At 38.9% G+C, this 23,784-nt stretch carries 22 protein-coding genes and 4 pseudogenes; 22 read left to right on the forward strand and 4 right to left on the reverse strand.

Translation table 11 applies throughout. The features are described from left to right. Positions 1–10 precede the first annotated feature (10 nt). Positions 11–473, forward strand: a pseudogene (locus ASU00_RS11335) (GNAT family N-acetyltransferase). Between the two features lie 492 nt (positions 474–965). Here the strand turns inward: ASU00_RS11335 and ASU00_RS11340 are convergent. Further along, positions 966–1,859, reverse strand: a complete 894-nt coding sequence (locus ASU00_RS11340) for an AraC family transcriptional regulator (protein ID WP_057913583.1) — start codon at positions 1,857–1,859, stop codon at positions 966–968. Positions 1,860–1,987: 128 nt separating this feature from the next. Between ASU00_RS11340 and melA the strand changes: the two genes are divergently transcribed. The 5 genes from melA (at position 1,988) to ASU00_RS11365 (ending at position 7,628) form a co-directional block, all read left to right on the forward strand. After that, positions 1,988–3,313 (forward strand): alpha-glucosidase/alpha-galactosidase, encoded by a 1,326-nt coding sequence (gene melA / locus ASU00_RS11345; RefSeq protein ID WP_057913584.1) that lies wholly within the window; start codon positions 1,988–1,990, stop codon positions 3,311–3,313. Positions 3,314–3,424: 111 nt separating this feature from the next. Further along, the gene (locus ASU00_RS11350) at positions 3,425–4,537 is read left to right on the forward strand and encodes a LacI family DNA-binding transcriptional regulator (protein ID WP_057913585.1); all 1,113 of its coding nucleotides are present in this window, start codon (positions 3,425–3,427) and stop codon (positions 4,535–4,537) included. Then, on the forward strand, positions 4,534–5,799 hold the full coding sequence (locus ASU00_RS11355; RefSeq protein WP_057913586.1) for an ABC transporter substrate-binding protein: 1,266 nt from the start codon (positions 4,534–4,536) through the stop codon (positions 5,797–5,799). Before ASU00_RS11350 ends, ASU00_RS11355 begins: the two co-directional genes overlap by 4 nt. Before the next feature lie 102 nt (positions 5,800–5,901). Further along, complete coding sequence (locus tag ASU00_RS11360; protein WP_082630264.1) at positions 5,902–6,798, forward strand: carbohydrate ABC transporter permease; 897 nt, start codon at positions 5,902–5,904, stop codon at positions 6,796–6,798. After that, on the forward strand, positions 6,798–7,628 hold the full coding sequence (locus ASU00_RS11365) for a carbohydrate ABC transporter permease (RefSeq protein ID WP_057913588.1): 831 nt from the start codon (positions 6,798–6,800) through the stop codon (positions 7,626–7,628). The genes ASU00_RS11360 and ASU00_RS11365 overlap by 1 nt, the downstream gene beginning before the upstream one ends. Positions 7,629–8,371: 743 nt before the next feature. Here the strand turns inward: ASU00_RS11365 and ASU00_RS11370 are convergent. Next, entirely contained in the window at positions 8,372–8,728 is a 357-nt protein-coding gene (locus ASU00_RS11370) for a hypothetical protein (RefSeq protein ID WP_057913589.1), read from the reverse strand. Between the two features lie 593 nt (positions 8,729–9,321). Between ASU00_RS11370 and ASU00_RS26905 the strand changes: the two genes are divergently transcribed. After that, positions 9,322–9,429 carry a response regulator aspartate phosphatase gene (locus ASU00_RS26905; protein WP_161809730.1) on the forward strand — a complete coding sequence of 36 codons (108 nt, stop codon included), beginning with the start codon at positions 9,322–9,324 and terminating at the stop codon, positions 9,427–9,429. A 216-nt stretch (positions 9,430–9,645) separates the two neighbouring features. On the opposite strand, the gene ASU00_RS11375 is transcribed toward ASU00_RS26905, so the two are convergent. Then, on the reverse strand, positions 9,646–9,945 hold the full coding sequence (locus ASU00_RS11375; RefSeq protein ID WP_236712704.1) for a YrdB family protein: 300 nt from the start codon (positions 9,943–9,945) through the stop codon (positions 9,646–9,648). Between the two features lie 395 nt (positions 9,946–10,340). On the opposite strand from ASU00_RS11375, the gene ASU00_RS11380 reads away from it, so the two are divergent. The 3 genes from ASU00_RS11380 (at position 10,341) to ASU00_RS11390 (ending at position 13,394) form a co-directional block, all read left to right on the forward strand. After that, entirely contained in the window at positions 10,341–10,679 is a 339-nt protein-coding gene (locus ASU00_RS11380; RefSeq protein ID WP_057913703.1) for a metal-sensitive transcriptional regulator, read from the forward strand. Between the two features lie 16 nt (positions 10,680–10,695). Further along, positions 10,696–10,902 (forward strand): copper chaperone CopZ, encoded by a 207-nt coding sequence (gene copZ, locus ASU00_RS11385; RefSeq protein ID WP_057913590.1) that lies wholly within the window; start codon positions 10,696–10,698, stop codon positions 10,900–10,902. A gap of 77 nt (positions 10,903–10,979) precedes the next feature. After that, a complete protein-coding gene (locus tag ASU00_RS11390; RefSeq protein WP_057913591.1) occupies positions 10,980–13,394 on the forward strand; it encodes a heavy metal translocating P-type ATPase in 2,415 nt (804 codons plus the stop codon). A 91-nt stretch (positions 13,395–13,485) separates the two neighbouring features. Here ASU00_RS11390 and ASU00_RS11395 read toward each other — a convergent pair whose 3' ends face one another. Next, the gene (locus tag ASU00_RS11395) at positions 13,486–14,025 is read right to left on the reverse strand and encodes a helix-turn-helix domain-containing protein (protein ID WP_057913592.1); all 540 of its coding nucleotides are present in this window, start codon (positions 14,023–14,025) and stop codon (positions 13,486–13,488) included. Positions 14,026–14,158: 133 nt separating this feature from the next. On the opposite strand from ASU00_RS11395, the gene ASU00_RS11400 reads away from it, so the two are divergent. From ASU00_RS11400 to ASU00_RS11445, 12 genes and pseudogenes are all read left to right on the forward strand, one after another. Then, positions 14,159–14,398, forward strand: a complete 240-nt coding sequence (locus ASU00_RS11400) for a PLD nuclease N-terminal domain-containing protein (protein WP_057913593.1) — start codon at positions 14,159–14,161, stop codon at positions 14,396–14,398. Then, positions 14,395–15,300 carry an ABC transporter ATP-binding protein gene (locus ASU00_RS11405; RefSeq protein WP_057913594.1) on the forward strand — a complete coding sequence of 302 codons (906 nt, stop codon included), beginning with the start codon at positions 14,395–14,397 and terminating at the stop codon, positions 15,298–15,300. Before ASU00_RS11400 ends, ASU00_RS11405 begins: the two co-directional genes overlap by 4 nt. Next, complete coding sequence (locus ASU00_RS11410) at positions 15,297–16,085, forward strand: ABC transporter permease (RefSeq protein ID WP_057913595.1); 789 nt, start codon at positions 15,297–15,299, stop codon at positions 16,083–16,085. The genes ASU00_RS11405 and ASU00_RS11410 overlap by 4 nt, the downstream gene beginning before the upstream one ends. A gap of 257 nt (positions 16,086–16,342) precedes the next feature. Continuing rightward, positions 16,343–17,494: an FtsW/RodA/SpoVE family cell cycle protein gene (locus ASU00_RS11415; protein ID WP_236712705.1), complete on the forward strand. Its 1,152-nt coding sequence runs from the start codon at positions 16,343–16,345 to the stop codon at positions 17,492–17,494. 89 nt (positions 17,495–17,583) lie between these two features. Beyond that, positions 17,584–17,934: pseudogene (locus ASU00_RS24480) on the forward strand (cytochrome P450); the annotation flags it as partial. Beyond that, positions 17,933–18,294: pseudogene (locus tag ASU00_RS26160) on the forward strand (transposase); the annotation flags it as partial. The pseudogenes ASU00_RS24480 and ASU00_RS26160, both read left to right, overlap by 2 nt. A 1-nt stretch (position 18,295) precedes the next feature. Continuing rightward, a pseudogene (locus tag ASU00_RS26165) lies at positions 18,296–18,597 on the forward strand (transposase); the annotation flags it as partial. Between the two features lies 1 nt (position 18,598). Beyond that, positions 18,599–19,078: an ROK family protein gene (locus ASU00_RS11425; protein WP_413783521.1), complete on the forward strand. Its 480-nt coding sequence runs from the start codon at positions 18,599–18,601 to the stop codon at positions 19,076–19,078. 726 nt (positions 19,079–19,804) lie between these two features. Further along, complete coding sequence (locus tag ASU00_RS11430; RefSeq protein ID WP_082630249.1) at positions 19,805–20,773, forward strand: carbohydrate ABC transporter permease; 969 nt, start codon at positions 19,805–19,807, stop codon at positions 20,771–20,773. Then, on the forward strand, positions 20,773–21,600 hold the full coding sequence (locus ASU00_RS11435) for a carbohydrate ABC transporter permease (RefSeq protein ID WP_057913596.1): 828 nt from the start codon (positions 20,773–20,775) through the stop codon (positions 21,598–21,600). Before ASU00_RS11430 ends, ASU00_RS11435 begins: the two co-directional genes overlap by 1 nt. Positions 21,601–21,688: 88 nt before the next feature. Further along, positions 21,689–22,984: an ABC transporter substrate-binding protein gene (locus ASU00_RS11440; protein ID WP_057913597.1), complete on the forward strand. Its 1,296-nt coding sequence runs from the start codon at positions 21,689–21,691 to the stop codon at positions 22,982–22,984. A gap of 54 nt (positions 22,985–23,038) precedes the next feature. After that, positions 23,039–23,767: a ThuA domain-containing protein gene (locus tag ASU00_RS11445; protein ID WP_057913598.1), complete on the forward strand. Its 729-nt coding sequence runs from the start codon at positions 23,039–23,041 to the stop codon at positions 23,765–23,767. Positions 23,768–23,784: the final 17 nt, after the last annotated feature.

Consider the following 23,784-nt stretch of genomic DNA (forward strand, 5'->3'; position numbering starts at 1 on the left):
AGGTGAAGTTATGAATGTACGTTTGAAATGTGTAACGAGAGAAAATTGGGAAGAGGCATTATCACTGAAAGTTAAGGAGCAGCAAATTACCTTTGTACCGTCAGTAGCCGTATCACTTGCTAAAGTTTATATTAAACCAGACGGAGATAATATTGTTTATGTGCCTTTTGCCATCTATGACAAAAGAGCTAATGGTCGGCTTTATCATGCATGCTTACGATGCAAATACGACGAATATGTATTGGATAAACGGATTCATGATTGATGCAAGTTATCAAGGTAAAGGATATGGTCGTGCTGCCCTGTCAGAGATGGTTCATTGGATAACCAATAAGTTTACTAATTGTAAAGAAATTCGACTAACTGTATTTAAGGATAACGTAAATGCTTGCGACTTATACAAACGCTTCGGCTTTTTGCCCACAGGGGCTGTATATGGAGAAGAAGATGTGTGGTTTCTTCCGTTAAAGTAATGGTTATGGTGACGCTGCCAATAAACCGGAAAAGGTCTCCCACTTAAACAAATAGCAGCGTAAATTCACCTTCACATTTTATTTGAGAAAGTTGGCTTATTCGTGAGCATTATCTATTAAACTGAAGGAGTTCCATTCATGAGGGGATAGTGTTGTTGTTTCTTCTATTTGACTCAATACCTTTTGCCAAAGCATCTATCTCATCTTCAAGCTTGGATAGATGAGATAGATGTTTTTGTATCAATTAGTATACATATCCAGGCCTAAGATTGTCGATGATATAGGTTTACTGAATGGATTTTGAGCTGTATTTTAAAGCAACATCAGCGGAAGTTTATTCGACCTCTTACGTTGAACAATTCTGGTGTTTTTTGTGGATTTCATGACAGCCTAATGTTAGAGCAATACTTTTCCTTATGTTACACGGATCCATCACCTTTAAGTATACAAGGGATGTGAGTGTAGAATCCATTCATTCAACTAGTTAGATAGTTAATCAATAATAACATGCTCAAAATCTGGCATTTTTTTATCTTTTCGAAAACTGTCTGCAGAGTTGCCAATCATTTTCTTGAAAACTTTACTAAAATAATTCGCATTGTCATAGCCCGTTTCCATTGCAATTTCCTGAATCGTCTTATTTGTTGTTGATAAAAGTTCCATTGCTTTCTGTATCCGTATCTTTGTCAGAAATTGAATAGGTGTTGTTTTCATGTACTTTTGGAATTTATTCGTAAAATAGTATTTGGACAGTCCGGCATGCTTGGCGATGGATTCCAATGATAGAGGTTCATGATAGCGTGTCGTCATGAATTGAATTGCCATCAGGATATCATCCGGTATCCCAGTTTGTTGGTTATCCAGTCCTTTCGCAAAACGATATAGTCCCATGATAAATTCATATGCAAATGCAGAAGAAGTAAAGGTATCCTCTATGCCTTCATTTAATGCAAATTGATAGATTTTCTGCAGCAAAAAAATTAACGGGGCATTTGCATCCACAGGGACGATCAGCTCAAATTGGCTACTCAGGTAATCCCAGCACTCCTCGGCTTTCGTCCCCTTCAGTGTAATGAAGATAAATTCCCACTCCGGACTTTTTTCAGGAAGATAATAACAATGTTCACTTGGTACTTTGACGATAAATGCTTGGCCAGGTTTAACTGTATACGTTTTTTCACCTACCCGAACTTCTCCATATCCATTCAGTGTATATTGGAAAATACACGTTTTTAAATCATTTGGGCGCATACGGCCATCCCAGTAATAGTCAGTCGACGTTCGTTTTTCCAAACCGATGGAGGATATCCGAGCTGCCTCCGTTAAAGGCTCCTTTAAATTATGATACACAAAGCTATGGTGATTGTCATTTGATCGAGATAGCAATATATTACCTCTTTTCCGATTTTATTTACCATTGCCTGGATATTGGAAGCGCTGTATCATTTATTTTAACAATATGTTAATTAAAATTTACTAAATTTTCAACACTATCTTTTAAGGGAGGAAGAAAAATGGAAAAAATTACATTCATCGGCGCAGGAAGTACCATTTTTACCAAAAACGTATTGGGTGACTGCATGTTGTCTCCCGCTCTCCAGGATTTTGAATTTGCTTTGTTCGATATCGACCCCGATCGTCTTTTAGAATCAGGAGTTTTGCTCAATGCTTTGAAAAGGACATTAAATGCCGGAGTTACAATCAAGACATACACAGATCGAAAAGAAGCATTGCAAGGTGCAAAATATGTGATTAACGCCATTCAAGTCGGAGGATACAAGCCAAGTACAGTCATTGATTTTGACATACCGAAAAAGTATGGCCTTCGTCAGACAATTGCCGACACAATTGGAATTGGGGGACTGTTCCGTGCGCTGCGTACGATTCCGGTCATGCTGGAGATTGCCAATGATATAGAAGAAGTTTGCCCGGATGCTTGGCTCTTAAATTACACAAATCCGATGGCCACACTAACAGGAGCTGTTTCACGGTATACAAATGTGAAAATGGTTGGCTTATGCCACAGCGTTCAAGTATGTACAAGCGATTTACTAAAAGATCTTGCTATTCCATACGAAAACATTGAAGAAAGAATTGCTGGTATTAATCATATGGCATGGCTGCTTGAAATCAAATCGAATGGCAAGGATTTATATCCTGAAATTAAGAAACGGGCGAAGGAAAAGCAACAATCAAAGCATCATGACATGGTCCGCTATGAGCTAATGGACAAATTCGGGTACTACGTGACAGAATCTTCTGAACATAACGCCGAATATCATCCTTTCTTCATTAAAGATAAATATCCTGAATTAATTGACCGATTCAATATCCCCCTTGATGAATATCCGCGTCGATGTGAAGAACAAATTGCCAACTGGTTAAGAACGAAAGAAGAGCTGATGAATAACGAAAACTTAACGCATGAGCGATCTAAAGAGTATGGATCGCGCATTATCGAAGCAATGGAAACGAACGAACCATTCGTATTTGGCGGCAACGTGTTAAATACCGGCGGCCTCATTTCCAATCTGCCGGAAAAAGCAGTTGTAGAGGTGCCTTGTATTGCGAATCGAAATGGCATTACACCAGCATATATGGGTGAACTTCCGGAACAGCTTGCAGCGTTGAACCGCTCAAATATTAATACACAGCTATTGACGATTGAAGCAGCTATGACAAAATCATCCGAAAAAATTTATCAAGCAGCTATGCTTGATCCGCATACAGCAGCAGAGCTTTCAATGGATGATATTATCAGCATGTGTGACGACTTAATTGAAGCGCATGGTGAGATGCTCCCGAAATATAAAATGAATAAAAAAGCTATCAAACAGTAAAACTTTCCGATGAATAAATATCAGAATATTATGACTATAAGGTTGTGAGGATCCCTTTCCATGCTACACTCATTTTATTCAGTAAAATTTACTAAAAATGAGGGAAGTCAAATGGCAACAATTAAAGATATTGCCAAGCAAACGAATTTATCCGCTTCTACAGTGTCGCGAGTCTTAAATCATGATGAAACACTTTCTGCTTCACCAGAAACGAAACAAAGAGTTTTCCAGATGGCCAGAGAATTAAATTATCGGACGGTCAAAAGCAGGCGCATGCAAAATCTGGTCCATCAAAAAGAAGCAGGTAAAACAGGAGATACAAAAATTGGAATGGTACTGCTTCAGTCACAAGAGGAAGAAGCAAGAGACCCTTACTGGCAGTCCATTCGGGAAGGCATTGAAAAAGAAAGTGCCGACAGGGGTATCACTTCGTTAAAGTTAATTCGCCTTCATCATATGGTCAAAGCAAAAGAAGAACTTTCAGAACTGGACGGATTAGTAGTGGTTGGACGGATAGACGCTCAGATTCTTGAATCAATTTACGAATATAACCGCAATATTGTTCTTATTAACCAAGACGCGCATAAAGATCAATTCGATTCAATCATCTTTGATTATGAAAAAGCAGCCAGCCTGGCGATGGATCATCTGGGTGATTGTGGGTACAAGCGAATTGGCTATATTGGAGGGACAGAACGAATATCCGTCGAAGAAGCACAGGCATTGAAGAAGAAGGTTTATACACCTGACGCGCGCAAAACCGTATATGAAAGCAAAATGAAGCAGCGAAATGCCTATGATCGGGATTTGCTGTTTGTAAAAGAATATTCCATTCAATCCGGCTACGATTTAATGAAAGGTGCGGTTGGAAAGGACAGCTTGCCAGAAGCATTTTTTATCGCGAGTGACTCAATGGCAATTGGTGCCATAAGAGCGCTTCAGGAGGCAAATATCCGGGTCCCGGAAGATGTAGCAATCGTCAGTTTTAACGATATCGAAATGGCCCAATTTACCACACCGCCGTTGACAACTGTGAAAATCCCCACAGAAGAAATGGGCCGGTTTGGCGTTAAAATGATGCTTGATAGGTTAGAAGGGCGGGAAATGCCTGTAAAGATTATGGTTCCAACCACTTTAATTGTCCGGGAGAGCTGCGGTGTAAAACAGAAGAAGCTGGCAGAAAATCATCCACTAAAAGATATTCATTTGGAGGGAAATCCATGAAAAAACGAATGGTACTATCCGTACTTTCTTTATCAGCAATGATTGCACTGACAGCCTGTGGAAATAACAGCGTGGATAGCGGAGGAGAAAGCGGCGGTCAAGTTAAATTGACACTCATGTCCACGGCAACGGTAAAAGCGGACATGGATACGTTTAAAGAAATCGTAGCGGATTTCGAGAAAGAAAATCCAAATATTGATATTGAAGATACATACCCGGGGGACGGTTATGAAGACCTTGCACGCGTTAAAATGGCCGCGGATGACATGCCTGACTTATTTGACACGCACGGGTGGGCAAAAAGCCGGTATGGAGAGTACACTGAAGATTTAGGTGATATGGAATGGGCAGCAACCTTGGATCCGGCGATGGAGCCTATTTTGACGGACGATGAAGGAAAACTTCACGCCTATCCAATTAACCAGGCTCTGGACGGATTGTCATACAATAAAACCTTGCTAGATGAATATGGCATTGAAGCACCGTCAACATTCGATGAATTCATGGAGGCACTCGAAGCCGTTAAAGAAAAAAGCAATGGAAAAGTCGTTCCATTTTGGTTAGGAGGGTCTGATAAGAGCCAATTTGGCCAATATTTTGATCAATTTTCAACGCCGCTCCTTATCACCGATAAAGAAGACAGCTATAAAAAAGAGCTTTTGGACGGCTCCTTTGATTGGTCCAACTACACGTATCTTCCTGAAAAGCTGAAAGAAATGAATGATAAAGGATTGTTGAATAAAGACGTGCTGACAGCCCAATTAACACAGGGACCAGAATTGATGGCACAAAATAAAATTGCGTTTACGATGCTGAATGGTTCTATTGGCCGTGAAGTAACGAAGCTGAATCCGGAATTGAAAGTTGGTACCATGCCGGTTCCCGCTATTCATCCAGGCGATTCACCAAGCTGGATCGGGGGAGAACGACTGACGCTTGCTGTATCGAAAAAGTCGGAACACCTTGAAGAAGCAAAGCAATTTATCGAGTATATTGCCCAGCCGGAAGTAGCGAAAAAGTTCGCGGAAGGTACGTCTCTTCCATCAGCTTTGACAAATGTAGAAGCAGACAATTATTTTGCGGAATTTTATAAACAATATAAAGGAACACAGATTCATCCTTATTTTGATCGCACGTATTTGCCAAGCGGTATGTGGGATCCGATGGGCTCAACCGGACAAGAACTTATTGCAGGGACGATGGAGCCCGAACAGGTTTCTGAAAAAATGGCACAGGAATACACACGGTTAAGAGGGAAATAACAGCATGTGGAAAAGGGGCGGGCACCAGCTCCTTTTCTCCAATAGCTTAGAAAAAAGGAGCTGTATAAAATGGCTGTAGTGCTGACGAAGGCATCTAAAAAAATGAAAACGACGAGTCGAAAAATGAAAAAAACCCGGCGGGAATCTTCACTGTGGTGGATGTATCTGCCAAGTGCACTGATCGTGTGTTTGTTTATTATCTATCCGTTCTTGGACGGCATCAGGATATCATTTACAAACTGGAACGGATTCTCACAGACGTATGACTATGTTGGGCTTGATCAATATAAGCGGATGTTTGCCGACCCTGATACATGGCTAGTGGTGAAAAATACATTGCTTTTTGGCATTGGCAGCACGATTTTACAAAACATCGTTGGACTTGGATACGCTTTATTGCTCAATCACAATTTAAAAGTACGAACCTTTACGAGAACGATCATTTTTTTGCCTGTTATTATCAGCCCACTTATTATGGGGTACATCTGGTATTTCTTCTTTGCATTCCAGGGCGGCGCGTTAAACGATATTATTATGTTTTTTGGCAAAGAGCCAATTAACGCACTCGGCAATCCAGCGGTCAATCCTTACATAATTGTATTCGTTAACACATTCCAGTTTGTTGGTATTGCGATGATTATTTATCTTGCTGGCTTGCAAAGCATTTCAAAAGATTACTTTGAAGCAGCGGATATTGATGGGGCGACTGGCTGGCAAAAGTTTAAAAACATTACCATTCCTCTATTAATGCCTTCAATCACAATTAATATCGTACTGAACATTATCGGCGGATTAAAACTGTTTGATGTAATCGTTGCATTGACGAACGGCGGTCCGGGAAATGCATCTCAGTCGATGTCGACATTTATGTATAACTTGTATTTTTCAAGACAGGATGCGGGATACGCCGCAACGCAAGGGATATTAATGGCTCTCATTATTTTAGTCATCAGTATGGCTGCGCTTTTCTACTTTAAACGAAAAGAGGTTGAAGCTTAATGGGGCAACTTTCATCACGGACAAAATGGTTGCTGACCGCACTTGCGCTGTTAATCACTGCCTTTCACCTGATTCCATTTTACATTTTGATTACGACATCCTTAAAAAAGACGGGCGATTTCACATCCAAATGGTCTTTTCCCGATTACTTTGACACAGAAAACTTCGCGCTCGCGTGGGAACATGCTAATCTTGGGAATGCATTTGTAAACACGGCAATAATTACAATCCTCTCTGCCGTGCTTCTCATCTTTTTCGGCTCCATGTCAGCATATGCACTGGCAAGAAGAACAACAAAGCTGAACAAATACATGTATTTTCTATTTGTCGGGGTTATGGTTATCCCCCCACTGACAGCACTTGTTCCATTATACCGACTTGTTGTCGATATCGGGCTCATGAATACGCATTTGGTAGCGATTTTAAACAACGTCGCCGCCTTTATGCCATTGACGATATTCTTATATGCTGGTTTTATCCGCTCAACCATTCCCAAAGAATTAGAAGAAGCCGCAAAACTAGACGGCGCCAGCACGCTAGGTGTATTTTTCAAAGTGGTATTTCCACTTTTGAAACCGATTACAGCAACAGTGTTGATCATTTCATCCGTATACATTTGGAACGACTATCAATTTGCAATTTTCTTCCTTCAAGATTCAAGTGTACAGACATTGACCGTTGCACTTGCAGGCTTCTTTGGACAAAATGTCAGCCAGCTCAACCTCGTTGCAGCAGCCGCTTTAATGGCGTCGCTTCCTATGGTGATTGTATTCCTATTTCTGCAGAGGTTCTTCATCGAAGGACTGGCAGCTGGAAGTGTAAAGGGGTGATTGTTCAGGACATGTTACCGGACCAATGGGTGTAAAAGATTCTTGGTGCCATGATTCTACAGTGAACAGACCAAGACAAACTGCTTTGAATAATGATGCTTACCTATCTGTTCATGAAAAGTCATAGCAACTAAACCGGGACTAACTGTAACTTAGTTAATAGAGATAAATAGTTTATGGCTAAACGGCTGTAGCCAAGTTTGTGTTGCATATTAAATAAGGCAAAAAAGAAGGGGTAGCCCTAAAAGCCATATTCCTGACTTTGGGGTAGCCCCTTTTTGTTGCACCGTAATCCGTCGCAGCTACAGCATCTTATCGATGGCCAGCCCTATCTGCCTGTTTCAGCTTCCTGATGTTGCGAAATAATAAAGTTCTAAAAAAATTGATTTTATAAGTAAAACTGTTTTTTTCATGACCACAATTATTATTTGAGAGTAATGTTGTTTGTTTTAGCATTAACAATAAAACCGGTTCTAAAGATGCTTATACTACTTTCCGATGAACGCAATTTTTCATTCTAAAGTTCTTACTTTGTATTTTTGCTATTCTTTTTTAGATTCAAACCGATAATTAATTGATATATCCCAAAAAGAACACTTACTACGACAATAGCAACCCATGCATAATCATATGGAACAGTGAAATATACAACAATTAGACACGCTAAAACTATTAGGTATCCAATATTAAACGCTTTTTTAAAAGTTATTTAAATCACCTCATTTTTTAGCATTAATAATTAATTACATTCTTACCTTTGATGCATCACTAGTTTTTGATGATTTCAGTATTGTACGTGCCTTATCTTTATACAAGTTCACCTGTTGTTTACTCCATAGGTAATGCGGATATGTGTCTGCTCTGGAAGCCCCACGTTTTTTGAAATAACCAGTTTTCATGTTGTTAGTTATCATTATAGTCGCGAATACAGAAGCAGCCCATCCTATTACTGGTATTTTGCTTACAATTGCAGCGGTAATTACTGTTGTTGTGAATTTTCCAGTCACAGTTACTGTGTAGTTAGTCCATTTAGACCAAACCCAAGAACCAGTTTGGGCCCTAGGAGCAATAGAAATTGAGTCTGAATTTACGGAGTTCATTGTTGGTGCTTCCAAGCCATTTTCAGTCTCTGTGTTGTCACATCAACTTCCACAGCATTTACCTGTTTTTCAGCATTTGCTATTTCTTCGTCACTTAAAAAATCACTCGTAACACTAATGTGTCCGGTTGAATTGTCAGAAACAAAGGTCTGGATACCTTGATATGAAGTTATAACAGTAGTCGTAAATTCGTTAGAGTAAGTTGTTTTAACCCTTTATATTTATGATTAAGTATGAAAATATAACCCCTTTAAAGGTTATATCTACCATAAAAAAAGGTTATATTACATATTTCGACAAAAAAATCTATATTCCTTTAAAAAAAGGAATTTTTGTCCTGTTTATTTTGAATCTTCTTAAAACTTAGGTATTAATAATTGTTTTCAGCTTGTTTATTTATAATTTTGAAACAATAGGAATAGGTGTCTACTGTTTTAATCCGCAATAAAAAACTAAATTTAATCACAGAAAAAACTACATTTTTTAGAGGAAGTGTAATCAAGTGGCAGACGTGATTGATTTTGAATAGGTGGTAAACCGTTTAAACCTATTTATCCAAAACATATTGAAGAAGCAAAAGCCATACGAATGAAATCAAAAATTCTTTTAATGACTTGGAAGAAAATCAATATGTTTTACTGTATTTTAGTTTGGTAGAATCCCCTTATAATATGATGTTAGAAGAATACAAAAAAGCATAGAAAAAAATAGTCTCTACAATATCTAGAAAACCAAAACCAAGAGCTATGGGCGGAATAACAGTACTAAAATTAGACGTCGCTCTATGAATCCAGAAACAATATGATGAAAATTACGGAGGAGATCCAATACTACTACATCATTATATTAAAGCGCCTGGTAAAAATAGCAACGTATAGGCGCCAGAATATTGAAGTTCGATTTTGGACTAATCCACTTCACATATTTACTTTATGAAGCTTCAAGATGAAGACTGTTGCTACGATAAGAAGGGAAACAGTCAGAAACGTAACCGCGAGCACGCTTTGCCCACTTGAATGCAAAGATGCGGAAGCAGCAATGAACACAACCAGCTTGAGCGTGGTTCGAATGGGGAAGGAGAAGATGGGGAACGATGCCTTCGGGGAGAGAAACATACCCCATAAAGTGGCTATGACTAGTGGCGTGGCAACCGCAAGGATTATTTTGACCACTGCCTCTGTCTTAATATGATATCCCCAGTTACTGAACGCAGCCATTGCACCAAGCTCCAGTAGAAAGAATCCGGTGAGACGCTAACGCCTATCCATTTTATTTTCATCTGACTCTTCCTCCTTATAAATGGAATTAAGAAAATGATGATAATATGTTTCGTTCATATTCTATAATCCTGTTTTTTAACTTCATAACAATTATTTCAATATTCCGTGACTATAGCAATCGATTTATGCTCTTGGAAGATGAACAGAGGGGATGCTTTTACCTACTTCAACTTTTCAAGGATGATTGTCTACCGTGTTAGCTAGGTTCTATAATTCAGGTATAGAAAACAAAATAAAGCCAAAAGTAATTATGATGAGCACCAAGCCTTTTCTTTGCATAGGGTAGGAGGGTATGGTATATTAATTGCGAGGAGGGATGGGCAATGGATGAAATGGTACATGAACCAGATTCGCTGAATGAAAAAGAATGCTGCACAACCTCTTCCAATGGCCGTAAAAGTCATCACTCAGATGCCGTAAAAAAGAATTTAACGACCCGGTTAAATCGTATCGAAGGGCAAATTCGCGGGATTAAGGGTCTGATCGAAAAAGATACGTATTGTGATGATGTGATAACCCAGATAGCGGCCACTCAGAGCGCGATGAATAGTGTCGCCAAGATCTTATTGGAGGGGCATCTTAGGAATTGTGTTGTGGATCGGCTGAATGAAGGAGATACAGAGGTCATAGATGAAGTGCTTGTTACGATCCAAAAATTAATGAAAAAATAAGGAGTAGTGGTCTGTAATGGAAAATGTAACGTTGAATGTAAGTGGAATGTCTTGCGGACATTGTGTCAACGCAGTTGAAGGGAATGTAGGAAAACTGGATGGTGTGGAAAGTGTGAAGGTTCATTTGGATTCCGGTAAAGTGGATGTAGCGTTTGATCATGGTAAAGTATCACTTGAAAAAATTAAAGAAACGATTGATGATCAAGGGTATGATGTAGAGTAAGTGATGAGAGTGCTTTTAGGGCACTTCTTTTTTACCAAAAAACATACCCCATGGTGGTATGGGAAGGCGGGGATGTTATGGGCAATTCCATGAAAGAAACACGTATGCAAATATCAGGGATGACTTGCGCTGCCTGTGCTAACCGAATTGAAAAAGGGTTAAACAGGCTGGAAGGCGTCGAAGAAGCTACCGTTAATTTGGCTTTGGAGAAGTCAATCATTAAATACGACGCTGAAATCGTGAGTGATCTTGATATCGAAAAGAAAATTCAAGATCTTGGCTACGATGTCGTAAAGGAGAAAAAGGAATTCACGATTATAGGCATGACTTGTGCTGCCTGTGCAACGCGAATTGAAAAAGGGCTAAATAAAATGGGTGGAGTAAGCAAGGCGCATGTGAATTTGGCGCTAGAACATGCCACTGTTGAATATGCCCCTTCCGAAATCACTTCTGCTGATATCATGCAAAAAGTCGAAAAGTTAGGATATAGGGCAATCATCAAGGAAGATAATAAGAAATCAGTTGATTTTCGCGAAAAGGAAATACAGAAGCAAAAGAATACATTCATCTTTTCCATCATTTTATCGTTTCCATTGTTATGGGCAATGGTGAGTCATTTCAGGCTTACTTCATTTATCTATATGCCTGATTTCCTCATGAATCCATGGGTGCAAATGGCATTCGCCACACCTGTACAATTCATCATAGGAAAGCAGTTTTATGTAGGGGCGTATAAAGCCTTGAAAAATAAAAGTGCCAATATGGATGTTTTAGTCGCAATGGGTACATCGGCTGCTTATTTTTATAGTGTTTATCAGGCCATCATTTCGGTTGGCGCCCATCACCATACAGCTCAGCTTTATTTCGAAACAAGTTCGATCTTGATTACCCTCATTTTATTAGGGAAGCTTTTCGAAGCAAAAGCAAAAGGACGTTCTTCCGAGGCAATCAAAAAGTTGATGGGCCTCCAGGCAAAAACGGCCTTGGTGCTAAGGAATGGAGAGGAGCGGGAAATTCCACTTGAAGAGGTACTTGTAGGTGATCTCGTTTTAGTAAAGCCCGGTTCAAAAATTCCCGTGGATGGGGAGGTAGTCGAAGGGAACTCAGCCGTCGATGAATCGATGTTAACAGGTGAGAGCATCCCGGTCGATAAAACGATCGGTGCTAAAGTGATTGGTTCTACTTTGAATAAAAATGGTTTTCTGAAAATGAAAGCAACAAAGATCGGCAAGGACACAGCTCTTTCCCAAATCATTAAAGTCGTTGAAGATGCTCAAGGTTCAAAGGCTCCCATTCAAAGGCTTGCTGACAAAATTTCCGGGGTGTTTGTTCCAATCGTTGTCGGTATCGCCCTTATAACTTTTCTCGTATGGATAATATGGGTAAATCCTGGAGAATTCACATCAGCTTTTGAAGCGATGATTGCAGTGCTCGTCATTGCCTGTCCCTGTGCTTTAGGCTTGGCAACGCCTACCTCCATCATGGCTGGATCTGGGCGGGCTGCAGAATTCGGGATCCTCTTTAAAGCCGGGGAGCACCTGGAAACGACGCATCATATCGATACGGTCATTTTGGATAAGACGGGTACGGTAACGAATGGAGCCCCGGTGCTGACGGATGTCATTGTCGGGAATGGGATGGAAGAAGAAGCGTTCCTCGCTCTTATCGGCGCAGCTGAAAAGCAATCCGAACACCCGCTTGCCGAAGCAATTGTCCAAGGCATTCAAGTAAGAAACCTAGCACTTTCTGACGTTAAGCAGTTTGAAGCGATACCCGGTCATGGGGTGAAAGCGGTCGTGAATCAAAACGTGCTATTAGTTGGAACAAGGAAACTGATGAAGCAAAATAATGTCGATATTGCGATGGCGGAAACAGTGATGGAAGAACTTGAAGCGCAAGGGAAAACAGCCATGATCGCTAGCATCGAAGGAGAATATGCAGGAATCATTGCTGTTGCGGATACGCTAAAGGATACTTCGCTAGAGGCGATCACCAGGTTAAAAGCGATGGATATCGAGGTCATCATGATAACCGGGGATAATCAACGGACGGCAACTGCGATCGGCAATCAAGTGGGCATCGACCAAGTGATTGCCGAAGTCCTTCCTGAAGGGAAGGCAGAAGAAGTGAAAAAACTCCAGAACTCCGGTAAAAAGGTCGCGATGGTCGGTGATGGCATAAATGATGCACCCGCGCTCGCGCTGGCACATATCGGCATGGCTATCGGAACCGGTACGGACATAGCCATGGAAGCAGCGGACATCACCTTGATCCGCGGTGATTTAAACAGCATTGCTGATGCAATCCTCATGAGCAGGAAAACGATGCGGAATATTAAACAAAACCTGTTTTGGGCCTTTGCCTATAACATAATCGGAATACCGATAGCGGCAATCGGACTGCTTGCCCCTTGGTTGGCCGGGGCTGCGATGGCCTTCAGTTCTGTATCAGTCGTATTGAATGCGCTTCGCCTTCAAAGGGTGAAGCTCTAAAGGCAAGCTTCAATATTTGGAAGGCATTGGTACTTGCGCTAATGCCTTTTTTTGCCATTTCTTCATCTAGGATGTCTGAAATGATTGGAAATTAACTTTCTGGAATAATGGTAACGGCAATCGTCCGAACAGGGGCACCTTTTTCTTTTCCAGAGTCATGGTAGTATTTAGTCATCAATTCATTTAATTCATTTTGAAATTGCATATAGCGATCCTCAGCCAGCTTTAATTCCACTATAGAGAATGTTGCACGATCTTCCTTGCCGTTTTGTTCTTCTAATTTCTTCAGATAACTTTGATATTGGGTCATAAGTGACAATTGATAAAGGGAAACATAATCTAGCTTCTTCTCTGTAGAAGCTTTTTTCCAATCTTCCACATGGATTGTAGCTTCCATTTCATTTATAACGTAATATTTTTCCGAAACGGATTTCACCTTTTTTTCTTTAATGACACGGATAATTCCAGCATCCAACATAGCTTGTATATGCCTATATAGAGTTGCTTGCGGTACACCTTCGATGGTTTTTACCATTTCCAAAGGTGTCATGCCGTGTTCTTTGTTCCTCATCAGGACTTGTGAAATTTTGATTCGTACCGGGTGCATTAAAACCTCAGCTTTATTGACCATACAGTTCTCCTCACTTGTAGTTACATTTGATTCTTATTATAAATAATGAGAATGGGTATTGCAATATTCCAATCTTGAAGTTATCATTATCATTATTGATAATGATAATTAAATTTAGTTAGGGGTGTAAGAATTGCAGGTGCATTATGGATTTGATGATATAAAAGATATGGATATCATGGCTTTTCTTCCTTTAATATTGCCGTTTATAGCTGTGACTTTCCTATTGGTTTCGATTGCATGGATCGATTTGTACAGACATAGGAAAACGAGGGATAATTTCCTCATATGGACCGTTGTCATCCTTTTTGTCAGCATGATTGGTCCAATACTGTACCTTGTTATCGGCAGAAAGGATCGTGTGAAATCATGAAACTTGAAATCAGGAATGTGACAAAAGCATTTAATGGAAAAGTCGCTGTAGATAATTTCTCGATGGATGTTGAAGCGGGGTCATGTGTGGGCTTGATTGGACCGAATGGTGCGGGAAAATCCAGCTTAATAAAAGTGATATCAAATGTGATCGACTCAGATGGAGGCGAGGTTTTGCTGGACGGACAAATCATATCGAAAATGAAAAAGCGAATTGGCTACCTGCCGCAGTATCCTAATTTTTATGATTGGATGACAGCAACCGAAACACTTTCGTTTATGGGACGACTTTCAGGATTGCTAAAACAAGATGAATCACGCACCATACCAGGAATTTTAGCAAAAGTGGGTCTGCGTGGTGAAGAGGATTCCAAGGTTGGCACATTTTCCGGCGGTATGAAACAGAGACTTGGCATTGCTCAAGCTTTGCTGCATAATCCTTCGCTTATTGTCATGGATGAACCGGTTTCCGCATTAGATCCTATTGGCCGAAGAGAAGTGTTGAACCTGATTGGAGAAATAAAAAAAGAAACGACGATTTTATTATCAACCCACATTTTGGGCGATGCGGAAGAAATATGCGAAAGGTTTGCCATTATGAAGAATGGAAGAAAAATAGAGGATGCCACGATCTCTAATCTATTAAATCGTAATGTGAAAAATAAGCTATGCGTAAGGATCACAGCGAAGGATCAAAAATGGATAGCCATTGTAAAAAACCTCCCTTACGTGAAGGAAGTTGAAGTCATTGGGTCTGAGGTCATTATACAAGTGGAAAACATTGATGAAAATAAAACTCAAGTCCTTAAAAATGCGCTTGAGCATGGAGTAGACATCATAAAATTTGAAATGAAAAACGATAGCCTAGAAGATATCTTTTTGAAATTGGTGGTCATGAAATGAATGCATTTAAAGTACTAACGAAAAAAGAATTTCTGCAAATGTTGAGGGACAACAAAGTTATTTGGCTGCCACTCGTTTTCATTTTATTAGGGATGACACAGCCGGTCGTAACCTATTACTTGCCATCTATCGTCAAAGCATTGGCCGGAGGGCAGGGAATCATGGTTGATCCGAATCTGACAGCCTTAAATGGAGGGGAAGTGTTAGCTAGTACATTAGCATCGCAATTTGATCAGCTCGGTCTTATGATTCTTGTCATATCAATGATGGGGATGATACAGGCAGATAAAGCAGATGGCATGTTGTCCTTCATTTTAACGCGGCCTGTTACCGCAAGTTCCTATATTGCAGGTAAAGTCACCTCTCATTTTTTAATGGCAGCTACTAGTGTAGCAATTGGATATGTGGCTTCTACTATATATGCAAATTACCTTTTCACTGATGTCCCATTTTCACGTATGATACCTGCACTTTTTTTATATCTAGTATGGGTTCTCTTTATCGTCACTTTTACAGCGATGATCAGTACTATTTTTCATGGTCAAGGCGTAATTGCTTTAATTTCAATTGTCTTCCTCATAGGCTGCAGAATCACTGTCGGCTTAAGTCCTATACTCGATATAATCAATTCAGCAAGCTTAAGCAAGCATGCGATGACGTTACTCATCACAGGTACAATAAGTTCAAATATAGTAATCAACCTGCTTGTAACGTTATTCTGGATTGTGCTCATACTCTATGTAACCAATTATTGGATTGCCAATAAAAAATTTAAACATGTATAAGTGGCAATTCTCTATAAATAAAATGGATTGTTTTACTCGTGAAATTGCTACATTCAGCTCTAGATATAGAAATAATAGAGAAAAATTTCATAAGATTCATATAAAAGTAAAAAAACGAATGGAAAAATGGTAACATTTAGATATGAATGTTAAGGATTGGAGTGGATGTATGAAAAGTAGTTTAACGGACAACAAAAGTTAGCAGAAACGGATGTAAAAGCAATGGTACGAAAAATTGAAAAAGATTCGGTGATTATGTGAATAAACGAAAAAATTATTTTGATACTAATCTGGCTCTGTTAATTATCATGTTGATGATTTTCAGCAGCGTTAGCTTATACAGCGCGCAAAAATATGCACAGCTTAATGTAGAGTATTTCCAACAGCAAATCGTTTGGTTTGTCATTAGTGGAGTGATTGTCTTGATCATTTTTTATTTTGATTTTGAGTCGATCATGAAACTGACTCCGTATATCTATTCATTCGGCATTGCACTGCTATTGTTCGTCTTATTGGGACCGGACAAGATTGCCCCTGTAAAGAAGGGCGCGAAATCTTGGATCGAAATTCCAGGAGTGGGCTCGATACAACCATCCGAGTTCATGAAAATCTTTTTAATATTGATGCTATCCTATATCCTGACTAAACATATGGAAAAGTTTCCGATAGGCGATATAAGTTCTGATATCAAACTATTAGGTAAGATGGGGATGCTTGCCGCTTTGCCAATTGGTCTAACCCTTTTGCAAAACGACTTTGGTACTTCCCTGGTAATGGCCGTCATCACCTTGGGGATCGTCCTCGTATCGGGAATCAATTGGAAGATGATCGCATCCGTAGTAACGATAGTCGTCAGTATAATATGTTCCCTGGTTATTACCTATCTGTTTGATCCCAACCTATTATTGGGCTTATTGGATGTCTATCAATTGGATAGGATCAATTCATGGCTCGATCCATTTGGCCACGGCCAGGGAATCGGGTACCAATTGAAGCAATCCATATTGGCGATAGGTTCCGGAATGACGGAAGGAAAGGGCTTCAACCAAAGTAACGTTTACATTCCAGAAGCACATACCGATTTCATTTTTACGATAGTTGCCGAGGAATTCGGATTCATTGGGGCAAGTCTGCTAATATCCCTTTATTTCTTCATTATTTATAAAATCGTTGTCACTGCCCTGCATTCAGCCTTTTTTGAATCCTTTATTTGTGTGGGGGTCATCTCTTTCTTGACCTTTCACATCTTTCAAAATATCGGAATGGTCATCGGGCTGATTCCCATCACCGGGATTCCGCTGCCATTAATGAGCTATGGAGGCAGCTCGGTCATGGCTACGATGATGGGACTTGGACTGGTTTTGAATGTTTCATTGAAGAAAAAGGATTACATGTTTTCGAATGAGTGACAGCTCCGAAAGAGGAAAGCTCTTAAAGGGTTACCGCCACATGCCCGTCAAGTTATCGAAACTGGTGGGCAGGAACAAAGGCCAGAGGTGAAACGGAGCTGGCTGAGTTCTTCCACGGGATTATTGAAGAGAAACGCAGGAATCTAGGAAATGATATCATTTCTATTTTAATTCAGGCAGAGGAAGAAGGCGTGAAACTTTCCGCTGAGGAATTGGTTCCGTTCTGCAACTTATTACTGGTGGCCGGAACACATGGCGCTTATGAGGGGCTGAGAAATGATCTTTCTCTCATACCGCAAGTAGTAGAAGAGGCACTGCGATATCGCGCACCGGCTCCGATCATACAGAGAGTAGTAAAAGAGGATGTAGAGATTGGGGGCAACCTCTTTAGAAAGGGAGAAATTGTCCTTCTTATCGTTGCATCAGCTAATCGGGATGATTATCGCCCTGTGCGTTTGGCTCAGCCAAGAAGTCGCTAGTACATCACTTACGCAATTATGTAGTCGTTTGGAGGTTTCTACGAGTGTACTAATAAGCCCATAAGTTCTGAATCAAAGCTTTAATCCGGCAGCTGTCGCATTCCTCCGACAAGTCTTTACTACACTCCTAACACAAAATTTCTTTTTAAATCATTCGCTTTCTTCACACATAATTTCTGCTTTCGAACGTATTCGAATTTTAGATACGACTGTATTTCAGCTACCTGATTCCTTCAACACAAATTATCAAGGTCTGGAGGGAGTAGTAATACTGCAGGGGTGAAAATCCAATTGGAATACGATTTATTAAGTGGCCAATTTNGGCTAGGACCAGGAAAAAATAATGATAAAACATACGGTACGATCTGCCTTGAAACTGTAGAGAAAGGCGATTTATGTTTACGTGATCTTGGTCACTTTGATTTAGGAGACTTAAAAGCCATTCATGATAAAGAGGCTTATTATATATCTAGGCTGAAGTTAAATACACGTATTTATATCAAGAACCCTAACCCAGAATTTTTCAACAATGGCACGTTAAAAAACAAACCGAATACATACAGCTTGATATGATACAAATGATGTCCAGCTGGTCAAATACTGGAAATCACTGAAGCATACATTGATAGAGTTTTTTAAAAACTATCCGATTAAAGCAATCGGGGTTGGCTCTTTCGGACCAATTGATGTAAACCGAGAAAATCCAACCTACATTAATATTACTTCAACGGCAAAAAAAGACTGGTGGTACTATCCATTTACGCAAACATTGGAGGATTCCTTCTCAGTTCCTGTTGGTTTTAATACGGATGTAAATGCAGCTGCATTGGGAGAAGTAATTCTTGGAGCCGCCCAGGAGTTTGATAGTTGTTCGTACATAACAGTTGGAACAGGAATTGGCGCTGGAGCTATTGTTCAAGGGAAACTCCTTCAGTGGCTATCACATCCGGAGATGGGACAAATTCTTGTAAGGAGGCATCCGGATGATACCATGGATAAACCACGCTCCTCCATCATATCCACAGACTCATCACAAACAAACGATTCAAATGCCTTTGAATTGGTTCAGAATTCTTTACTCCATCAAGCCATTCAAGAAGGATAATTTGGGGAGGTGCTCCTTTTTTTATGCCCTGAAAAGCTTTGGAGGGTAGTGTTAAAAATTCTATGAAAACTCTATAGGTGGGTAGACGATTTTCCATTTATTTAGTAAAATCAAAGGCTATTTAGCATGCCTTCTTTTTGTCCCCGTCGCCTGTTACAGTGAAGTCAAAACATTGGAGTGTTTGTCAGGAGCGAATGAAATATAAAGAGAACTAAAAAAATGAATTTGATGGAATTTTACAAAAACGATATTCAATCAAATTTATGTATAATGAATATATTCCCACATAAGAAAAAAAGGAAAGACCAATTAAAAAAGAAAAATCCTAAAATATAATAACATTGGTAATTAATCCAACTAGAGTGGTATAACAAAGAAACGATAGGTAAAAATATGTTTTTAGAGAAGTTCACTTACCATAAATGTTAAAAAATATATTTTATTTACAAAATTAGCAATTTTGTTTATACTTTATAAGTAAACGAAAAAGAAATATTTATATAAATTTGAATACGTATTCAATCTATTAAAGTTTTGAATACGTATTCAATCTATTATAAGTTTGAATACGTATTCAGGATAATACATATCTTTTGCATAGCAAAAAAAGGGGGAGTCTCTCAATCTACCTATTATTGATATAACAGATATAATCATTTTTCACCTTATTAGTCAATGTAAGCAGTTTCATTAAAACCCTAAAATAAACATTGGAGGTGCAATTACTTGAATAGTCCTAGTAAATTGCAAGACATAGAAGTAGGTTCTGTAGGCAATCAGAAGATGCTGAAAGAGAAACCATTTCTTAATATTAAAAATCTGAAAAATCTGAAAAGTGTAGGTTTATTCGTTTTACTTGTAGGACCAGCTTTTTTAGCTTTTACTATCATTGTCTTAATCCCATTTTTTATGGGAGTATATTATGCTTTTACAGATTGGAATGGGGTAAACGGAACGATTAATTGGGTTGGGTTAGATAACTTTAAATACGTGTTTACAGAGGATAAGCAGTTCCATAAGTCTTTTTGGATTACGACTAAATATACAGCAGTAGCTATTATCTTAACGAATATTGTGGGTTTCATCTTGGCGCTGCTTGTAACAAAGACGCTAAAAACACGAAATATGTTACGTACGGTCTTTTTTATGCCGAACTTAATTGGTGGACTTTTACTAGGCTTTGTCTGGCAATTTATTTTTGTGAAAGGTTTTGCATCTATTGGACAGATATCAGGAATTTCTCTTTTTGAACTTCCTTGGCTTGGAGATGCAAATACAGCTTTTTGGGGAATCGTTATTGTAAGTGTATGGCAAGGTGCAGGTTATATTATGCTCATCTATACAGCTGCTTTACAGAATGTACCTCAAGAATTAATTGAAGCAGCCAAGACTGATGGAGCCAACCGATGGCAGATTCTTCGTCATATTACAATACCAATGATAGCTCCAGCCGTGACGGTTTGTTTATTCTTAACAATTTCATGGTCATTTAAAGTGTTTGATGTCAACCTATCACTTACAAATGGTGGTCCATTTAAATCAACAGAAATGTTAGCGCTTAATATTTATACAGAAGCATTTGTTAATAACCGATATGGTCTTGGGGAAGCAAAAGCATTAATCTTCTTCCTTGTAGTAGCAGCAATTACGATCATTCAAGTGACTTACACGAAAAAGAAAGAGGTTGAATCATAATGGGAAACCGTTACACAGGAAGAACATTTATCGTTGAAATATTAGCAATTGTGCTGGGTCTTGTATTTTTAGTTCCGTTTTATTATTTAGTATCAAACTCATTGAAGTCATTCGCAGAGATACTATCGAATACATCAGCTTTACCATCTGTATTACAATTCCAAAACTATGTGAATGCATATCATCAAATGAATTTCTTAAAAGCATTCTCAAATTCACTACTTATTACTGTAGTCAGTAGTATCGTTCTTGTTTTCTTTTGTTCTATGGCTGCATACATGCTTGTCCGAACAAAAAAGAAAATTAGCAATATCATTTTTATGATGTTTGTCGCAGCCATGGTCATTCCCTTTCAATCAATTATGATTCCTTTAGTCAAAGTAACCGGGAATTTAGGAATGATAAACAGTGTGTGGGGCTTGGTCATCATGTATTTAGGATTTGGTTCAGGGATGACAATCTTCTTATACCATGGTTTTATCAAGGGAATTCCGGTGGAGCTTGAAGAAGCGGCCACAATTGATGGTTGTTCAAGACTAGGTGTATTTTGGCGAATTGTATTCCCACTGCTGAAACCAATTACAGTGACAGTCATTATTTTAAACAGTTTATGGATTTGGAATGACTTTTTATTGCCATCCCTTGTCCTTCAAGATCCTGAACTAAAAACGATTCCACTGGCAACATTCTCCTTCTTTGGTCAATATACAAAGCAGTGGGATTTAGCATTAGCAGGTTTAATGCTTAGTATTATTCCGTTATTAATCTTTTTCTTTGCGATGCAAAAACATATTGTGAAAGGGATTACAAGTGGTTCTATTAAGTAATTTGTCTAGGTTATTCTCTCTATTGTTTAGCTTATAAATAAGAATACGCGATAGAGATATTCTAAATGAAATCCAGGGGGTAATAAGAATGGCTTTTAAAATCAAAAAGTTCCCACTAGCAGCAAGTATATTATCTGCATCTCTTCTACTTTCAACAGCGTGTTCAAATGAAAGTGCAAATGGGAATAATGCTAGCGGTGACAGGAAAAGCGATAAAGTAGTGATTGATATATTTCACGGTAAAGTTGAAATTGCTGATCAGTTCAAAGCCTTAACAGACCAATATACAAAAGAACATCCCAATGTAACATTTAATATTGAAACAGTAGGCGGAGGAGCGGGTAATCCTTCAGCTTTAAAAGCTAAATTTGCATCTGGAAAGGCACCCGATATCTTTACTAATGCAGGTAATCAAGAAGCTCAAACATGGGAAAATAAATTAGAAGATCTATCGGATCAACCTTGGGTAAAAGATGTTTATGAAGGCTTATTGGATCCTATGACAATAGATGGAAAAGTGTATGGGCAGCCAGTTAACCTTGAGGGATATGGTTTTATATACAATAAAGACCTATTTAAAAAAGCAGGTATAAAAGAACTACCAAAAACATTTTCAGAGTTAGAGGCAGCAGCTAAAAAGCTGAAGGCTACTGGAATTACTCCTTTCTCTACTGGTTATGGAGAATGGTGGGTACTAGGAACTCATGGTCTAAATATTCCGTTTGCCTATCAAAAGGATCCCGATGCCTTTATTAAAGGATTAAATAACGGAACGGCTAACATCGAAGGAAATGAAAGATTCTCACAATACCTTAAACTAATAGACTTAACTGTTAAATATGGAAATAAAAATCCATTAACAACAGACTACAATACACAGGTTACAATGTTTGGAAGCGGAGAAACTGCAATAATTCAACAAGGAAATTGGATTCAACCCATGATTGATAAACTTAATCCAAACATGAATGTAGGAATTCTACCAATGCCTCTTAGTAATAAAAAAGCAGAAACAGATAAATTAGCAATTGCAGTTCCAGTCAGCTGGGTAATTTATAATAAAGCACCTGAAGCCGATAAAAAAGCAGCAAAAGATTTCTTAAACTGGATGGTTACATCTGATGAAGGTAAACGAGCTTTAGTTGAAGATTTTAAATATGTGCCTGCCTTTAAAACAATTGAAGCAAAAGATATCGGACCATTAGGTAATGAACTAGTTACATATTTAGATGAAGGAAATACTTTTTCTTGGGAATGGACTAAGTTCCCAGATGGCGCTATACAAATATTCGGTTCTAACTTACAAGAGTATGTTGGTGGTCAAAAATCTAAAAAAGAAATGTTAAAAACTCTAGATAGCAGTTGGAATGAATTAAAGAAATAATAGTAATTTAAATTAGAATTTTAATAAATTTAAATAGACAAGGAGTTTTTGAGAATGATAAACGTAACAGTATGGAATGAAAATCGTCATGAACAAAATAATCCAGTTGTAAGGGAAGTTTACCCTGAAGGTATTCATGGTGCTATTTCATCTTTTTTGCAAGAAGAAGGATACAATACAAAAACTGCTATATTAGATGAACCCGAACACGGTTTGACAGACGCTGTATTAGAAGAAACAGACGTGCTAATTTGGTGGGGACATTTAGCGCACAATGAAGTAGACGACGTTGTAGTTAAAAAAGTACAAAAACGTGTACTTGATGGAATGGGCTTAATTGTGTTGCATTCCGGTCATTTCTCTAAAATTTTCAAAACGTTAATGGGGACAAGCTGTGATCTGAAATGGCGTGAAGCCGATGAAAAAGAACGTCTGTGGGTTGTAGCACCGAGTCATCCGATTGTAGAAGGAATTGGAGAGTATATCGAATTAGAAAAAGAAGAAATGTACGGAGAGAATTTTGATATCCCGGCACCGGAAGAGCTTATTTTTACAAGCTGGTTTGAAGGCGGCGAAGTATTCCGAAGCGGCTGCACATATACACGCGGAAACGGCAAAGTATTTTACTTCAGACCGGGACATGAAACATATCCAACATACTATAACAAAGACATTCAACGCGTGATTGTGAATGCAGTGAAGTGGGCTCAGCCTGTACAGCGTAATCTTCCGGTATACGGAAACGCAAAGCCATTAGAAAAAATTGCAGTGAAAGTAAACTAATATAGAGAATCCAAGGG

It is taken from the genome of Peribacillus muralis (assembly GCF_001439925.1).
In the GTDB taxonomy this organism is placed as follows: domain Bacteria; phylum Bacillota; class Bacilli; order Bacillales; family DSM-1321; genus Peribacillus; species Peribacillus muralis.

Coding starts and splice junctions, on each gene's coding strand:
- ASU00_RS11360 (WP_082630264.1), top strand. CDS start 5,902: ATGAAAACGACGAGTCGAAAAATGAAAAAAACCCGGCGGGAATCTTCA.
- ASU00_RS11410 (WP_057913595.1), top strand. CDS start 15,297: ATGAATGCATTTAAAGTACTAACGAAAAAAGAATTTCTGCAAATGTTG.
- melA (WP_057913584.1), top strand. CDS start 1,988: ATGGAAAAAATTACATTCATCGGCGCAGGAAGTACCATTTTTACCAAA.
- ASU00_RS11445 (WP_057913598.1), top strand. CDS start 23,039: ATGATAAACGTAACAGTATGGAATGAAAATCGTCATGAACAAAATAAT.
- ASU00_RS11395 (WP_057913592.1), bottom strand. CDS start 14,025: ATGGTCAATAAAGCTGAGGTTTTAATGCACCCGGTACGAATCAAAATT.
- ASU00_RS11440 (WP_057913597.1), top strand. CDS start 21,689: ATGGCTTTTAAAATCAAAAAGTTCCCACTAGCAGCAAGTATATTATCT.
- ASU00_RS11435 (WP_057913596.1), top strand. CDS start 20,773: ATGGGAAACCGTTACACAGGAAGAACATTTATCGTTGAAATATTAGCA.
- ASU00_RS11365 (WP_057913588.1), top strand. CDS start 6,798: ATGGGGCAACTTTCATCACGGACAAAATGGTTGCTGACCGCACTTGCG.
- ASU00_RS11390 (WP_057913591.1), top strand. CDS start 10,980: ATGGGCAATTCCATGAAAGAAACACGTATGCAAATATCAGGGATGACT.
- ASU00_RS11405 (WP_057913594.1), top strand. CDS start 14,395: ATGAAACTTGAAATCAGGAATGTGACAAAAGCATTTAATGGAAAAGTC.
- ASU00_RS11350 (WP_057913585.1), top strand. CDS start 3,425: ATGGCAACAATTAAAGATATTGCCAAGCAAACGAATTTATCCGCTTCT.
- ASU00_RS11370 (WP_057913589.1), bottom strand. CDS start 8,728: ATGAACTCCGTAAATTCAGACTCAATTTCTATTGCTCCTAGGGCCCAA.
- copZ (WP_057913590.1), top strand. CDS start 10,696: ATGGAAAATGTAACGTTGAATGTAAGTGGAATGTCTTGCGGACATTGT.
- ASU00_RS11375 (WP_236712704.1), bottom strand. CDS start 9,945: ATGGCTGCGTTCAGTAACTGGGGATATCATATTAAGACAGAGGCAGTG.
- ASU00_RS11380 (WP_057913703.1), top strand. CDS start 10,341: ATGGTACATGAACCAGATTCGCTGAATGAAAAAGAATGCTGCACAACC.
- ASU00_RS11355 (WP_057913586.1), top strand. CDS start 4,534: ATGAAAAAACGAATGGTACTATCCGTACTTTCTTTATCAGCAATGATT.